The organism is Blautia marasmi, assembly GCF_900258535.1.
In the GTDB taxonomy this organism is placed as follows: Bacteria; Bacillota; Clostridia; order Lachnospirales; family Lachnospiraceae; genus Blautia; species Blautia hominis.
This window is the reverse complement of sequence record NZ_OIWX01000001.1, coordinates 5,726,202-5,742,123: the sequence shown is the minus strand read 5'-3', so window position 1 is coordinate 5,742,123 and position 15,922 is coordinate 5,726,202. Positions and strand designations below refer to the sequence as shown.

Here is a 15,922-nt window from a genome sequence, read left to right as displayed (position 1 = left end):
ACTATACAGAAATGAAAAGAGAAGAAACAGTGCAGAATCTGATACAGCTCTCCGGAATCTGCAAAATATACAATCCGGGTGAAAATGAAGTGCGGGCGTTGGATCATGTGGACCTGCAGATTGATGAGGGGGAATTTGTGGCGATCATCGGGCAGTCCGGTTCAGGCAAATCCACACTCATGAATATGCTGGGCTGTCTGGATGTGCCCTCGGAAGGGTCTTACTGCCTTCACGGACAGGATGTATCTCACCTGAGAGATAACCAGCTGTCAGAAATCCGCAACAGGGAGATTGGATTTATCTTTCAGGGATTTAATCTGATCGCCAATCTGAATGCGCTGGAGAATGTTGAGCTTCCTCTTATCTACAGAGGTCTTGGCAGACAGAAGAGAAGACAGCTTTCCCAGGAGGCCCTTAAAATGGTGGGGCTGGAGAACCGTATGGACCACAAGCCATCTGAGATGTCCGGCGGACAGCAGCAGAGAGTTGCCATAGCAAGGGCCATAGCGGCCAGGCCGCCGGTGATCCTGGCAGATGAGCCCACGGGTAATCTGGATTCCGCATCCAGCAAGGAAATCCTGCAGATTTTAAAAGAGCTGCACAATGAGGGCAGAACCGTGATCCTGATCACCCACGATGACGGTATAGCCGCACAGGCACGCCGTATCATCCGTATTATGGATGGAAAAATTGAGTCAGACAGATTAAATGAGCATTATGAGGAAGGAGCACATCATGTTGAGAAAGAATAAGGAAAATCTTCCCGACACTGTGAAAACAGGAAAGAAAAAGAAAAAAGTGCCGCTGATCATCGGCGGCGTTGTGGTGGCCATCATTGTTGTCAGCTTTGCAGCGTCCAAACTGACACCCAAGGCACTGCCCCAGGTACCGGTAAGCGCTGTGACAAAAGAGGATCTGACGGCAAATGTGGATACCAGCGGAACGGTGGAAAGTCTTAAGACGAAGACCTATTTTTCTCCGGTCAATGCCACCATATCCCAGTATCCTCTGAAAGTAGGGGAAGTGGTGAAGCCGGGAGACTCCCTGGTTGCCTTTGATGTATCCACACTGGAGCAGGATAACCAGAAGGCACAGTTAAATGTGAGTGCCACGGTCAACGGCTCAAAGGACAGTGTGGCAAAAGCGGCGGAGACACAGCAGAAAGCCAACGAAGCTGCCGGAAAAGTCCCCACGCTACAGGCAAATGTGGACAGCTATCAGGAATACGTGGCGTCTTTGAAGACCGCTATAGCGGACAGGACAAGAGAACTGACTGATTGGGCAAAACAGGAATCCACAGATGCCAGTGTTGCCCTGACCCAGGCCCAGGCGGATCTGACAAAGCTGCAGCAGGAGCTTGAAGGTCAGAAAGCAGAACAGCAGCAGTTAAATGCCCAGGCCGAGGAACTGAAGGCGGCCATTGCAGAGGCAAAGAAAAATAATCAGGATACCGCTGATCTGGAAAGACAATGGAAGGATTTAAATGCCCAGGCGGAAAATATGGATCCGGCCATTGACGACCTGACTTCACAGATGAATGATAAGAGCGATGAGGTGACTCAGCTCCAGATCAACCAGATTGAGAACCAGTCTGCCCAAGATCCCACAAGCGACGCACAGATCGTGGAGTGGCAGAATGAACTGGAGAGTGCTACCACAGAACTTTCGGAGATGCAGTCAGAGCTTGCGGAGCAGAAAAGCCTGGCTAACAGTGCGGACGGTGCGAAGGTGACAGAGGCCGCCAAAGCCCAGATGCAGGCCACCAACAACATTGCTGAGCTGGAAGCAGCATCCCTGGAAGAACTTTTGGAAAAAGGAAAACAGGGGCTGCAGGCAGAGTTTTCCGGCATCGTATCCAAAGCCGACGCCTCACAGGGCTCCGCAGCCTCACAGGGTATGGAGCTGATCACCATTGCCAGCAACGAAGAGGTGGCAGTGAATGTAACCGTGTCAAAATATGATTATGACAAGCTGAAAGAAGGCCAGAAGGCATCTATCACCATAGCGGACCATACATACAAGGGAACTGTTTCACGTATCAGTAAAATGGCAACCACCAACGAAAAAGGCGCACCGGTTATCTGGGCAGAGGTTAAGATCGACAACCCGGATGACAATATCTTCCTGGGTGTGGAGGCAAAGGTTTCCATTGAGACAGGCAGTGCAAAAGGTGTTGTGAGCGTTCCTGTCAACGCTGTAAATACAGGAAAAGACAGTACCTTCTGTTATGTAGTGAAGGATGGCGTGATCGCCAGACAGGATGTTGAGACAGGAATCTCATCCTCCGAGTACACAGAGATCAAAAGCGGCCTGAAGCTGGGTGATTCCGTGATCTCTGAGCTTCCGGACGGATTTGCGGAGGGTATGAAAGTGGAAGAGGCGGCTGCGGGCAGCACATCCGGCGCGCAGACTGCAGATGCGGTAAAGGAGTAGCCTATGGCACAGTTAGCAGAATACTTGAAAATGGCCCTGCAGAATATCAGGGCAAATAAAGGCCGCTCCCTTCTCACCATGCTGGGTATCATTATAGGTATTTCATCTGTCATTACCATTATGTCTGTCGGTTCCGGGTTCCAGGGGGAGATGAACCGGCAGCTGAATTCCATTGCAGGAGGGCAGATTTGTATTTATTCCAATGAAGAGGGAATCAAACGGGAAGAATACATGAATGCGGAGGATTTTGCGGCTATTGAGCAGGAAATCCCGGGAGTTACCGGAACTTCGCCCGTTTTTTCCGATACAGGGACTACCCAGTCCTCAAAAGGCCAGTTTGATCTGTCAGTCACCGGAGGAGGCACAGCGCAGCAGGAGATTTCCAAATGGAAAGTGCTGAGCGGCCGCTATTTTAACCAGAGTGATATTGATACGGGGAATAAAGTCTGTGTGATCAGCAAAAAAGATGCCATTTCCCTTTTCGGCACAGATGATGTTCTGGGAATGAGCCTGGAATTCAGTCTCTATCAAAACACTTCGGACTTTACCATTATTGGCATTGTGGAGCAGGAGAATATGGGCAATATGGTATCCATGGATTACGGGGATGTCAAAAGGATATCTGCAGATATTCCCTATACGGCTATGGAGAATTTCGGCTATGATACTTCGGAGACCAGCTATCTGTATATTACTACAGACGGCAGCGCAGACACTGGTGATGTGGCAAATAAAGCCATTGCGCTTTTAAATCAGCGCCACTACAGCCAGGGAAAGACATATTTTGATATGGAGGACTTCAATGACCAGATGCAGCAGATCAACTCCATGCTGAATATGATCACGGGATTCATTGCCCTGGTAGCCGGAATATCCCTGCTGGTAGGCGGTATCGGTGTCATGAACATCATGCTGGTGTCCGTCACAGAGAGAACAAGAGAGATTGGTATCAGAAAATCCCTGGGAGCCAGAACCTCCTCTGTCATGGTGCAGTTTCTTGCTGAATCGGCCATTATCGCCTGTATCGGCGGTGTGATCGGAATCATTATCGGTGTGCTGCTGGCGTATGCTGTCTGCTCCATACCTACCCTGGGATTTGCACCTGGGATCAAGGTTTCCACAATTCTTATTGCGACCTTGTTTTCTTCGGGAATCGGCATTCTGTTCGGTGTATATCCGGCCAGAAAAGCTGCCAGGCTCAGCCCTATTGAGGCGCTCAGGAGAAATTAAGAAAAGAACAAATAGATTGGGAATAAAAAGTACCGCACAGAGCAAAAAATACTCCTGCGGTACTTTTTATTGTTTGGGAAGAATGCCCAATATGTATGACTGAACCAAAGAGTCAGTCCTTATAGTACGGAATCATATCCTCTGGGATACTGGCAGTACGCTGGTGTGCGTCCATAGCGGTAATGGCCTCCATCTCTTCCTGTGTCAGGGAAAAATCGAAGATTGCTGCATTTTCCAGGATACGTTCCTTGTGCACGGATTTGGGGATCACAGAGATTCCCTGCTGGACGGCCCAGCGAAGGCCGATTTGGGCGGTGGTCTTCTGGTATTTTCTTCCGATTTCCAGAAGCAGCTGGCTGTGCAGATAAGCGCCCCGTGCAAGGGGAGCATAAGCCTGTACCGCAATTTTATTGTCTCTGCAGTAGGACAGAAGTTCCGGCTGGTTGAACAGGGGATGGAATTCCACCTGATTGACAGCGGGTATCACATCAGATACTTTTTTCAGCATTTCCAGGTCGTGAACGTGAAAATTTGATACGCCGATGGATTTTACCCGCCCCTGGGCCTGTAGTTTTTCCAGAGCTTTCCAAGTGTCTGTGTAACATCCGGGTACAGGCCAGTGGATCAGATATAAATCCACATAATCCAGTCCCAGGCGCTCCAGGCTTCTGTTGAAGGTATCCTCCACATCACCGATCCTCTGTGCCGTGTTCCATATTTTCGTTGTTACGAATAATTCCTCTCTTGGTATGGTAAGTGCCTTGATCCCGCGTCCTACACCGTCTTCGTTTTTATAAACGGAAGCAGTGTCAATGAGACGATAACCGGCATCTGCAGCATCTGCGATCGCCTGTTCCACTTCGTTCTCGCCGACGGCTTTGTAGACGCCTAAACCCAGCAGCGGCATCTGGCGGCCATCGTTCAGAATGACTTTTTCATTGAAAGACATAACAGCCCCTCCTTTAAATATAACCTTAAACACTTAGACAGTTTACCATAGAAATGTGAAATATTTACTCCGAATTTATTAACTTTTTAATAAATCCATGCTACTATTATAAGAAGTGCAAGCTAAAATCCAACGAAATGACAAAATATGGCAATGGAGGATAAAGAATGAAATTTTTTCATATGGCGGACCTGCATCTGGGGAGAAAGCTTTTAGGAGAGCCGCTGTGGAAAGAACAGCAAGATATACTCAGCCAAGTGTTAAGGATGGCGGATGAGGAGAAACCCGAGGCCGTTCTTCTCTGCGGTGATATTTATGATAAGTCCATTCCTTCCCAGGAGGCGGTGGGACTGCTGGACTGGTTCCTGGAAGAAATGTCCGTCCGTGGAATACAGGTATTTGTGATCAGCGGCAACCATGACGGAGCCCAGAGGCTTCAGTTTGCCAGCGGGATTTTGAAAAAAGAGGGGATCCATATTGCGGGTACCTTTAGAGGCCGTGCAGAGCACATCATGCTGACAGACGAATTCGGTCCGCTGCATGTGTGGATGCTGCCCTTTTTGCGGCCCGGCATGCTGCGCCCCTTTGCGGAGGAAATTCCGGAAACTTATGAGGAGGCCGTGAAAACCGCACTGCCGGGTGCTGAGCTTCACAAAGAAGAGCGGAATGTGCTGCTGGCGCATCAGTTTGTGACAGCCGGCGGGGAGCGGCCAGAGATATCGGATTCGGAACAGCTTTCTCTGGGAGGCATAGACCGGGTGGATGCTTCGGTCTTTGAAGCGTTTGACTATGTGGCGCTTGGACATATCCACCGACCCCAGAAGATCGGAAATGTAAAGATACGGTATGCAGGTTCTCCCCTTAAATATTCTTTTTCCGAATGGAAACAGACAAAATCCGTGACTGTGGCAGAGCTTGGGGAGAAAGGAACGCTGTCTGTGAGAAAACTTCCCCTTGAGCCTAAAACAGAGATGGCGGTCTTAAAAGACACCATGGAAGCTTTGGTTTCAGATAAATATGAAAGATACAGAGAGGGATATTACCTGTCTGTTGTGGTGACCGATGAGGAGATCCTGGAGCATCCCATGGAGCGGCTTAGAAAAATATTTCCGGGTATGTTGGAATTTGCCGTTGAAAACCGCCGGAGCAGGTCAGGGGGCATTTCGGGCAGCGCGGAGCTGCAGTGTCTGAAAAAAACGCCTCTGGATCTGTTCGGGGAGTTTTATGAGAAACAAAATGGGATTCCCATGTCAGACGCGGAACAGGAACTGCTGCAAGATATCATAGAAAGCATGGAAGAGGTGGGATCATGAGACCGGTAGAACTGGAGATGGAGGCTTTTGGGCCTTATGCAGACAATACACTCATCTCATTTGAAAAGTGTGAAAAGGCGGGTTTGTTTTTAGTCTGCGGAGATACAGGGGCAGGCAAGACCACCATTTTTGACGGCATTGCTTTTGCCCTGTATGATGCCGCCAGCACGGAAGTCAGGAAGCCGGAAAACCTTCACAGTGACTATGTGGAGGAAAAAGCCATGAGCAAGGTGCGTCTGCTTTTTACTCACAAAGGAGAAGCGTATCAGGTTACCAGGACGTTTAACTTAAACAGGAAACATGAAGCACTTTTGGAGTGTCCGGATAAAAGTGTGTTGACGGGAAGGAAGGCAGTGAACCGGAAGCTGCAGGATATACTGGGACTTGACTACCGTCAGTTTAAACAGGTTTCCATGATCGCCCAGGGGGAATTTATGAATCTTCTTCTGGCAAAAAGCGACATGCGCAGTGAGATCTTCAGGAAAGTTTTCGACACGGAATTCTATAAGCTGATTTCCGACCGGCTGAAAAACATGAGTATCAAGGAGCGGGAGGAGGAGAAGTTAAGGGAGGAGCGCCGCAGGCAGGTTCTGGAATCCTGGGATGCGCTGCATCCTGACTGTCCTCTGGCGGACAGGGACACAGAGGAGATTTTCAAGATCCTGGACAGCCGCATCCGCCAGTCACGGGAAAAGGAGAAAAGCGGCAGAAAAGAAGAACAGCGTCTGGAGAAGGAAAAGGACAGGGCGCTCAAAAATCTGGAACGTATCCAAAAGGACAACGGGGAGCTCAAGACACTGCATGCCCTCAGGCAGGAACTGGAGGGCACAAAACTGCGCGCCGGTGAGATCAGAGAGCTGGAGAAGCGGATTTCGGAGGGGAAGAAGGCAAATATTTATATAAAGCCCCTGGCAGATGACTGTACAGAGAAAAAGAAGATGCTTGCTGATGAAGAAGCCCATGCAGGAGAGATAAAAAAAGAGATCAGAGAGCTGGAACAGGAGAAAAAAGCCCTGCTTGTCCAAATGGCAGCAGCCAAAAGGGAAGAAAAGCTTGGGGCAGAGATACAGGAATTGACAGAACGCCTTCTGGTTTACGAAAAGTGGCAGCAGGAGGCAGAGGTGCTCCTGGAACTGGAAAGGCAGAAGGAAAAGCTGCTCGAGTCGGCGGAAGACCAGATCACGGTACAGAAGGAACAGGGGATCGCCTATGAGAGTTACAGGGAAGAATTCTTCAGAAGCCAGGCCGGCCTGCTGGCCAGGAAACTGGAGGAAGGAAAGCCGTGCCCGGTCTGCGGCTCCACAGTGCATCCGGTAAGAGCTGCCTGCGGGAAAAGAGAGCTGAGTGAAGCTGTACTGAAGGAAATGGAGGCTCAAAAGGAAAAAACTTCCGCAAAACTGCAGAAAACCCTTACTGCCCTGGCAGAGAACGAAAAGGAATGGCAGACCAGGATGGAACACCTGCGCAGGGAGACGGCTCTTTCCGGCAAAAAGAGCGGAGCTGCTATGAGTAAAAAAGCAGCTTCCCTGATCAAAGAGGCCGGCGGGCGTCTGGAGAAGAAAAAGGCGAAGAGCACTCCGGGAATCCTCTGTGCGGAGACGATCAGAAAAAACCTGGAGGAGAATGCGCAGCGCCGGGCAGCAGCCGGGAGAGAGATCCAGATTTGTGAAAAACGTGTGACAGAGATCGCAAAGGAACAAAAAGAGGCGGAAGGGAAGCTGCTTTTGGAAGTGAAACAGCAGAAATTCAAAAGCAGGGCAAAAGCTATGGAGGCATGTCTGGACAGTGAAGAGATGGCCCGTATGGAAAAAGAGACGCAGGTTTATGAAAACCATGTGAGAGAACTCCAGATCAGGATCAGAAGCCTGGCTCCTACTCTGCGCGGCAGGAGGCTGTGCCCGGAGGAGGACGTGCGGGAGCAGATCCAGAGAGCAGAGCAGCAGCTGAAGACTGTGCGGATGCAGCTTCGGGAAGAGTTCAGTGCTCTTGACAGGACAAAAGAAGTGCGCAGGCAGCTGGAGGTATTGTTTGAGGAGAGCAGCAGGACGAAAAAACGCCGGCTGTCGCTTCAGAGCCTTTCGGATACGGCGTGCGGCACGCTGAAAGGAAAGCCTAAGATCTCCCTGGAGCGTTATGTACAGTCTGCCTATTTCCGCATGATCGCCCTTGAGGCCAACAGGCGGCTGGAGCGTATGTCCTCCGGCAGGTATGAACTGCTTGTGCGGGAGGAAAAAGAGAACCTGCAGTCCAGGTCCGGCCTGGATCTGGATGTCTATGATTACCACACCGGAAAGGTCAGGAGCATCCGCTCCCTTTCCGGCGGGGAGAGCTTTCAGGCGGCCTTAAGCCTGGCCCTCGGAGTATCCGGAGTCATCGGTCAGTTTGCCGGTGGGATCCGGGTGGAGACCGTATTTATCGACGAGGGGTTCGGCAGTCTGGATGAGCAGTCCCTGGAAACTGCCGTGGAGACTTTGTCGGCCCTATCCAGGGAGGACTGCCTGGTGGGGATCATTTCCCATGTTCCCGAGCTTAAGGAACGTATAGAATGCAGGATCGAAGTGGAAAAAAACAGGGGTGGGAGTTCCGTGTTTTTCACCTCTTGAACCTCTAAAAAAACATAAGAATAACTTGATAAAAAAGCGGAAAGCATGTATAATGAATTTATTGATAAATTATTGTCATTTACTGCGCCCAAACGGGATAAAAGCAGTAGGGAAAGGATGGAAAAATGCATTTAATCAACGACGAAAATGGCAACATGGTTCCTCACGGACATGACCATGAGCATGACTATGGTCACAGCCATGAGCACAGCCACGGCTGCAGCAGTTGTTCAGAGGGCGAATGTGGCGGAAATTGTACAGAGGAAGTGGTAGCACTTTTGAACTATATGCTTTCCCACAATGAGCATCATGCACAGGAGCTTGACCAGATGGCAGAGAATCTGTCAAAGCTTGGAATGGAAGATGCTGCCAAGACCATTAAAGAAGGTGTTGCTGATTTCCAGAAAGGAAATATGCGCCTGGGCCTGGCCCTGACACTGGTAAAAGAACATTTGAAGGAGGCGTAAGCTATGTGTCTTGCAACGGTACAGAGAAGCGATGACAACACGGTCATCTGCAAAAATGTAAGCAGGATCGACGTGGATGGCGAAAAGCTTATCCTACGGGACATTATGGGTGAGGAGAGGACTATTATCGGTAAAATATTGATGGTAGACCTTGGGAACAGCCTTGTTAAGCTGGACTGCCAGTAAGGCAGCGGAAAAGTTGGAGGACTTTCTGCTGTATCAACAACGGTTTTAGGGCTTCGGCCTTAAAAATAAATAAACAAAGCGGAGGTAGTAACTATGAAATTATCTGAGGCAATGAGGAACAAAATGCTCGTTTCTTTTGAGCTGTTCCCGCCGAAGACAGACAAAGGAATGGAAAATCTTCCGGGAACCATTGAGCATCTTTGCAAGTACCGGCCGGAGTACATTTCCTGTACATACGGTGCGGGCGGAACCAATGTGGGCAAGAACATGGATGTGTGCAAAATGATCCAGAATGCCGGTACCATACCGGTCACACATTTTACATGTATCGGCAATACCGCAGAGGGGATCAAAGAACAGCTTCAGAATTACCTGGACAACGGCATAGATCATATGCTGGCGCTCCGCGGTGACCTTCCATTTGGATGGACAGGGACCGGTGGGGATTTCGCTTATGCAACAGATCTGGTGGCTTATGTCCGCAAAGAATTCGGCGATAAGATCGAGATCGCTGTGGCAGGTTCTCCGGAAGGACATATTGCTTGCCGCAGTCTGGAATCTGACATCGCTGTCCTGAAACAGAAACAGGATAACGGTGCTGACTACATCATGACTCAGCTTTGCTGGGATATGGAGCAGTTCAAACGCTGGCTGGACGCTATCCGCACCGCAGGCATCACAATGCCGGTTGATGTGGGCATCATGCCGATCCTGGATCAGGCTGCTACGATCAATATGGCACTGTCACGTAATGGCTGTGTCATGCCGCGTAAACTTTGCGAGATTATCTCCAAAAACTGGATTTTCCCGAACCCGTTCGACAAAGATCCGTTCGATGCAGCTGCTGATGAAAAGAAAGCAGCATTCAAAGAGGCTGGTATCGAGTATACCATCAGTCAGATTGATGAATACCGTGCACTTGGCGTTAATGGTATCCATCTGTATGCTCTGAACAAATGGAAAGACGTATCTGAAATTATTGACAGATGCGGTCTTCGTACACTTGTTTAAAACGTATTAAAATTATATTTTAGGAGGTGCCCTTTTCATGGCACATGTAATTGCAATTGCCGGCAAAGGCGGCGTAGGCAAGACGACTCTGACAGGACTTATCATCCAGTATCTGGCTGAAAAAGGCAAGGGTCCGATTCTTGCGGTAGATGCAGATGCGAATTCAAACTTAAATGAAGTTCTCGGTATGGAACTTGAGGCAACTCTGGGCGATATCCGCGAGGAAGTGGCCCGTGCGGAGATGTCAAAAGAAAATCCCATTCCGGCCGGAATGACAAAAGCAGATTATATGGAGTTCAAGTTTGATGATGCATTGATTGAAAATGATGATTATGACCTGCTTGTCATGGGACGTACCCAGGGGAAAGGCTGCTACTGCTTCGTGAATGGACTTCTGCAGGCTCAGCTTGCAAAGCTGCAAAAGAATTATCCATATATCATCGTGGACAATGAAGCCGGTATGGAGCATATCAGCAGAGGGGTTCTTCCCAACATGCAGACAGCGATTCTGGTCAGCGACTGCTCCAGAAGAGGTGTACAGGCAGTGGGCAGGATCGCGGAACTGATCAAAGAATGTGACATGCACCCAAGGCAGGTTGGTTTGATCATCAACCGTGCACCGGGCGGGGTACTCAATGCGGGCACAAAAGAGGAGATAGAGAAACAAGGCCTCACCCTTTTGGGAATCGTACCGCAGGATGAAACTGTATATGACTTCGACTGCGACGGTACTCCGATCGTGAAGCTCCCGGAAGATTCACCGGTGAGAACAGCGGTCAGGGATATTGTGAGCAGGCTGGAGTTATAAAAACCGGGGAAGCGGACCCGGATAAAAAAGCAAAAAGAGGCGAAAACAAGGAGGATATTCATGAGTGAATTCAAATTAACCACAGTAGAAGAATTTGAAGCTGCTACTGCACGTCTCCTGGAAACAGGTGCAAAAGTCGGCGCTGACGCTTGGCAGTTCCGCGTAAAAAATCAGACACCCCATTGTAAATTTGGTGAAGAAGGCGTTTGCTGCCGTATCTGTACAATGGGACCATGCCGTATCACAAAAAAGGCTCCGAGAGGAATCTGCGGATGTGATGTACACGGTATTGTAGGTCGTAACTACCTGAAATTTACTGCAGGCGGTTCTGCAACACACTCTGACCATGGCCGTGAAATCTGCCATACCTTATATGAATCTGCAGCTGATGGCTGTTATAAGGTAAAAGATCCGGATAAGCTGATCCGTATCGCAAAAGAGTGGGGGATCGAGACCGAAGGAAAAGACATCTATGATCTGGCACACGAAGTTGCTGAGACAGGTCTGATGGAGTATGGTAAACCTTTCGGAACACAGAGATTCTTAAAGAGAGCGCCGGAGTCACAGCAGGAACTGTGGGAAAAGAATGAACTTGCTCCAAGAGCGATCGACCGCGAGGTTTCCTGTTCCTTACATATGAGCCATATGGGATGCTCTTCCAAACCGGAAGCACTGGTAAAACAGGCTATCCGTGCAGGCTTAAGTGATGGATGGGGCGGTTCCATGATGGGAACAGAGTTCTCAGATGTATTATTTGGAACTCCGAAGCCGATCGAGACAGAAGCAAACTTAGGAGTTATGGTTGAGGATAATGTCAATATCGTTGTTCATGGACATGATCCGAGTCTTTCTGAGATGATCTGTGAATTCGCAGATGATCCGGAAATGATCGCATACGCAAAAGAGCAGGGTGCAAAAGGCATCACTGTATCTGGTGTGTGCTGTACTTCAAACGAAGTTGCAATGCGCCGCGGAATCCCCATGGCCGGTAACTTCCTGCAGCAGGAAAACGTTGTTCTGACAGGTGCATGTGAAGCGATCGTCGTAGACGTACAGTGTATCTTCCCGGCACTTGGTCCTTTAAGCAAATGTTTCCACACAAAATTCATCACAACTTCTCCGATCGCTCAGATGCCGGATTCTGAATTCATCAGATTCGATGCGCACACAGCAGGCGAGAAAGCAAAATTGATCGTTCGGACAGCTATTGAGAACTTCAAGAACAGAAAACCTGAACTGGTACATATTCCGCAGATGAAACAGAAAGCAACTGTCGGATACTCTACAGAAGCTATCGTTAAGGCTCTGGACGGCGTAACCAACTCACAGGTAGACGAGCTGGGAACCACAAAACCGTTATTAGAGTGTATCACCTCCGGTGTTCTCCGTGGTGCTGTCGCAATGGTTGGATGTAATAACCCGAGGGTTCGTCCTGACTTAGCTCATATTGAACTTATGAAAAAACTGGTTGCTAACGATATCATCATCATCGCTTCCGGATGTTCTGCACAGGCAGCTGCAAAAGCAGGTCTGATGGACAAGAGAGCGAAAGATGTCTGTGGCGCCGGACTTAAGAGAGTTTGTGAACTGGCTGACATTCCGCCGGTACTGCACATGGGCTCCTGCGTAGATATCAGCCGTATGCTGGTTCTGGCAGCTACCCTGGCAAAAGACGCAGGTCTGCATATTTCCCAGCTTCCGGTTGTTGGATGTGCTCCTGAGTGGATGTCTGAAAAAGCAGTTTCTATCGGTAACTATGTAATCGGTTCCGGTATTGATACCTTCTTAGGTGTTGACCCATATGCCTGCGGTTCCAGTGAAATGGTTGAAATCCTGACCAACGGAACAAAAGAATGGGTAGAGGCTGCATTTACAGTTGAAAAAGATATTGAAAAACTGGGCGATGCTATGATCGCAAAAATCGAAGAGAAGAGAGCTGCTCTTGGAATCTAATCTTTATCAGGAAAGGTGAATGACATGAAAATTGCAGTGACAGGAAAAGGCGGCGTTGGAAAGACTACTTTTGCTGCGACGCTGGCGCGTTTATATGCGGATGAGGGAAGAAAGGTGCTTGCTGCGGATGTGGATCCGGATGCGAATCTGGGGCTGGCACTTGGGTTTGATGATGAAACCCTGGATTCTATCATCCCCATAACAAAGATGCGGAAGCTGGTGGAAGAACGTACCGGAGCTAATGAAGAGAATCAGTTCTACCGGATCAATCCAAAGGTGGACGATATCCCGGATACATATTCCAAAGAAGTGAACGGAGTCAAGCTGCTTGTGCTTGGTACTGTGGAAACCGGCGGCGGCGGTTGTGTATGCCCGGAGCACGTCATGCTTCGCAGAATCATCAATAATTTGGTGCTTCACAGGGATGATGTGGTGATCATGGATATGGAAGCTGGATTAGAGCACCTCGGCCGGGGTACTACGGAATCCATGGACCAGTTTATCGTGGTCATAGAACCGGGTGCCAGAAGCGTACAGACCTATAAGAACGTGAAAAGGCTGGCAAAGGACCTGGGTGTAAAACAGGTGCGTGTTGTGGCCAATAAGGTTCGGAACGAAGAGGATGAGGCGTTTGTCAAAGGACATATACCGCAGGAGGATCTGCTGGGATTCATTCACTATAATACCGAAGTGATGGACGCGGACCGTCAGGGCAAGTCTCCATACGACTTCAGCAATACTGTAAAAGAGGAAATTACAAACATTAAACACATAATCGACCAAGGATTATGAGAAGGTCAGGAGGAAGAGAACATTGACATTATTTGAAACCGTATTTAGTGGAAATGACGCTGTCTATGGATTAACAGAAGGCGCTATTAATGCTGCGATCGAACAGCATGGTGCTGACAAAGCTGTCAGCTTCCCGAACACCGCTTACTGCTTACCGTGCTACTATGCAGTGACAGGTGTGAAGGTTAAAACTTTAGGAGAATTAAAAGAAGCTTTAGGTGTTGTAAAAACTTTGATGACAAGAGAGATGAGATTAAATGACGTATTTATGTCAGGCGTTGCAACTGCTCTCTGCGCAGAGTTTATCGAAGTTCTGAAATATATTGACGGTGCAGAACCGTACACAGAGCCCTGCTACGGACATCTGGCAGATGCTGTGATCCGTGAACTGGGTGTACCCCTTGTAACAGGTGATATCCCTGGTGTTGCTGTTATCCTGGGAAGCGCTCCTACAAAAGAGGAAGCAGTTGCCCTGGTTAAGAGCTATCAGGCACAGGGTATCCTGGTAACACTGGTTGGCGGTGTGATCGACCAGGTTGCTGAAGCTGGCATGAAGACCGGTGCAAACTTACGTGTTATCCCTCTGGGCAAAGACGTAACAAGCGTGATCCATGTAGTATCCGTTGCATTAAGAGCAGCGCTTATCTTTGGTAATGTAACACCCGGAGATGCAGCAAATCTGATGAAGTACACCTTCGAGCGTGTACCGGCATTCGTAAACGCATTTGCTCCTCTGGATGATGTGATCGTTGCCTGCGGTGCAGGTGCCATTGCACTTGGCTTCCCAGTTATCACAAACCAGGAAGGCGTATCCACAGTACCGAAGAGCTTGATCTTACAGCCGGATGTTGCTAAATTCAACGCTACATCCCTGGAAGCTCGCGATATCAAGATCAAGATCACCAATATTGATATTCCGGTTGCTTTTGCATCCGCATTCGAGGGTGAGATCATCCGCCGCGGCGACATGCAGGTAGAGTTTGACGGTTCCCGTGTAGACTGTGCAGAGCTGGTTCAGTCAGCAGAGGCTACAGAGATCGAAGACCACAAGATCACCGTGATCGGACCGGAAGCAGATGAAATGGAACTGGGCAGCAAGAACAGCATTGCTTATGTTGTAAAAGTTGCAGGCAAGAACATGCAGTCTGACTTTGAGCCGGTTATCGAGCGTAAATTCCATAACTACATCAACTGTATCGAAGGTGTATACCACACAGGACAGCGTGATATGCAGCGTATCCGTATCAGCAAGGATGCATTCAATGCAGGATTCCGCCTGAAACATATCGGTGAGGTTCTGTACGCATCTGTTAAGAATGAATTTGATGCCGTTGTTGATAAATGTGAAGTTGTTATCTACACAGATCCTGCAGAGTGTAAGAGAATCCGTCACGAAGTGGCAATCCCTACATTCAACAAACGTGATGACCGTCTGAAATCCCTGACAGATGAGTCTGTAGAAGTATACTACAGCTGTATCCTGTGCCAGGCATTCTCCCCGTCTCATGTATGTGTGGTAACACCGGAACGTCTGGGCCTGTGCGGTGCCGTTTCATGGCTGGATGCAAAGGCAACCAACGAGCTGGATCCTAACGGACCATGCCAGGTTATCACAAAAGAGAAATGTATTGATGAGAGAATCGGTGAGTACGAGGACGTTAACGAAGCCGTACGCAAATTCTCCCAGGGTGCTCTGGAAGAGGTATCTCTGTATTCCATCATGGAAAAACCGATGACAAGCTGCGGATGCTTTGAGTGTATCTGTGGTATTGAGCCATTCTCCAATGGTGTAGTTATCACAAACCGTGAGTATGCAGGTATGACACCACTTGGAATGACCTTCCCGGAACTGGCTTCCATGACAGGCGGCGGTGTGCAGACACCAGGCTTCATGGGACATGGAAAACACTTCATCGGTTCCAAGAAGTTCATGAAGGCAGAGGGCGGTATCGAGAGAATCGTTTGGATGCCGAAAGAGCTGAAAGAATTTGTTGCTGAGAGACTGAATAATACAGCAAAAGAATTATACGGTATCGACAACTTCACAGACATGGTTGGTGATGAGACCATCGCAACAGATCCGGAAGAATTAGTTGCATTCTTAACAGAAAAAGGACATCCGGCTCTGGGTCTGGATCCGATGATGTAAGATTTTGGAAGACAAAATCGCTTAATTG

At 48.9% G+C, this 15,922-nt stretch carries 13 protein-coding genes; 12 read left to right on the top strand and 1 reads right to left on the bottom strand.

Annotated features, from left to right (window positions below):
• The first annotated feature begins 11 nt into the window (after positions 1–11).
• Genes C6P39_RS25315 through C6P39_RS25305 form a run of 3 tightly spaced genes read left to right on the top strand, consistent with a single transcriptional unit; the run spans position 12 to position 3,663 of the window.
• Positions 12–752, top strand: a complete 741-nt coding sequence (locus C6P39_RS25315) for an ABC transporter ATP-binding protein (protein ID WP_369861312.1) — start codon at positions 12–14, stop codon at positions 750–752.
• Complete coding sequence (locus C6P39_RS25310; RefSeq protein WP_158661692.1) at positions 736–2,433, top strand: efflux RND transporter periplasmic adaptor subunit; 1,698 nt, start codon at positions 736–738, stop codon at positions 2,431–2,433. Before C6P39_RS25315 ends, C6P39_RS25310 begins: the two co-directional genes overlap by 17 nt.
• Positions 2,434–2,436: 3 nt before the next feature.
• Positions 2,437–3,663, top strand: coding sequence for an ABC transporter permease (locus C6P39_RS25305; protein ID WP_095172751.1), 1,227 nt, complete (start codon positions 2,437–2,439; stop codon positions 3,661–3,663).
• Between the two features lie 112 nt (positions 3,664–3,775).
• On the opposite strand, the gene C6P39_RS25300 is transcribed toward C6P39_RS25305, so the two are convergent.
• A complete protein-coding gene (locus C6P39_RS25300) occupies positions 3,776–4,612 on the bottom strand; it encodes an aldo/keto reductase (RefSeq protein WP_104805592.1) in 837 nt (278 codons plus the stop codon).
• A gap of 167 nt (positions 4,613–4,779) precedes the next feature.
• Between C6P39_RS25300 and C6P39_RS25295 the strand changes: the two genes are divergently transcribed.
• From C6P39_RS25295 to acsB, 9 genes are all read left to right on the top strand, one after another.
• Positions 4,780–5,925, top strand: a complete 1,146-nt coding sequence (locus C6P39_RS25295) for an exonuclease SbcCD subunit D (protein WP_104805591.1) — start codon at positions 4,780–4,782, stop codon at positions 5,923–5,925.
• Positions 5,922–8,528 carry an AAA family ATPase gene (locus C6P39_RS25290; RefSeq protein ID WP_104805590.1) on the top strand — a complete coding sequence of 869 codons (2,607 nt, stop codon included), beginning with the start codon at positions 5,922–5,924 and terminating at the stop codon, positions 8,526–8,528. The genes C6P39_RS25295 and C6P39_RS25290 overlap by 4 nt, the downstream gene beginning before the upstream one ends.
• Before the next feature lie 125 nt (positions 8,529–8,653).
• Positions 8,654–8,995, top strand: a complete 342-nt coding sequence (locus C6P39_RS25285; RefSeq protein WP_104805589.1) for a cobalt transporter — start codon at positions 8,654–8,656, stop codon at positions 8,993–8,995.
• 3 nt (positions 8,996–8,998) lie between these two features.
• Positions 8,999–9,181, top strand: coding sequence for a CooT family nickel-binding protein (locus C6P39_RS25280; protein WP_104805588.1), 183 nt, complete (start codon positions 8,999–9,001; stop codon positions 9,179–9,181).
• 93 nt (positions 9,182–9,274) lie between these two features.
• A complete protein-coding gene (locus C6P39_RS25275) occupies positions 9,275–10,192 on the top strand; it encodes a methylenetetrahydrofolate reductase (protein ID WP_095172757.1) in 918 nt (305 codons plus the stop codon).
• A 37-nt stretch (positions 10,193–10,229) separates the two neighbouring features.
• Positions 10,230–11,000: an ATP-binding protein gene (locus C6P39_RS25270; RefSeq protein WP_095172758.1), complete on the top strand. Its 771-nt coding sequence runs from the start codon at positions 10,230–10,232 to the stop codon at positions 10,998–11,000.
• Between the two features lie 60 nt (positions 11,001–11,060).
• Positions 11,061–12,953: an anaerobic carbon-monoxide dehydrogenase catalytic subunit gene (gene cooS / locus C6P39_RS25265; protein WP_095172759.1), complete on the top strand. Its 1,893-nt coding sequence runs from the start codon at positions 11,061–11,063 to the stop codon at positions 12,951–12,953.
• Positions 12,954–12,977: 24 nt separating this feature from the next.
• Entirely contained in the window at positions 12,978–13,745 is a 768-nt protein-coding gene (locus C6P39_RS25260) for an ATP-binding protein (RefSeq protein WP_095172760.1), read from the top strand.
• 22 nt (positions 13,746–13,767) lie between these two features.
• A complete protein-coding gene (gene acsB, locus C6P39_RS25255) occupies positions 13,768–15,894 on the top strand; it encodes an acetyl-CoA decarbonylase/synthase complex subunit alpha/beta (protein ID WP_095172761.1) in 2,127 nt (708 codons plus the stop codon).
• The last annotated feature ends 28 nt before the right edge of the window (positions 15,895–15,922 follow it).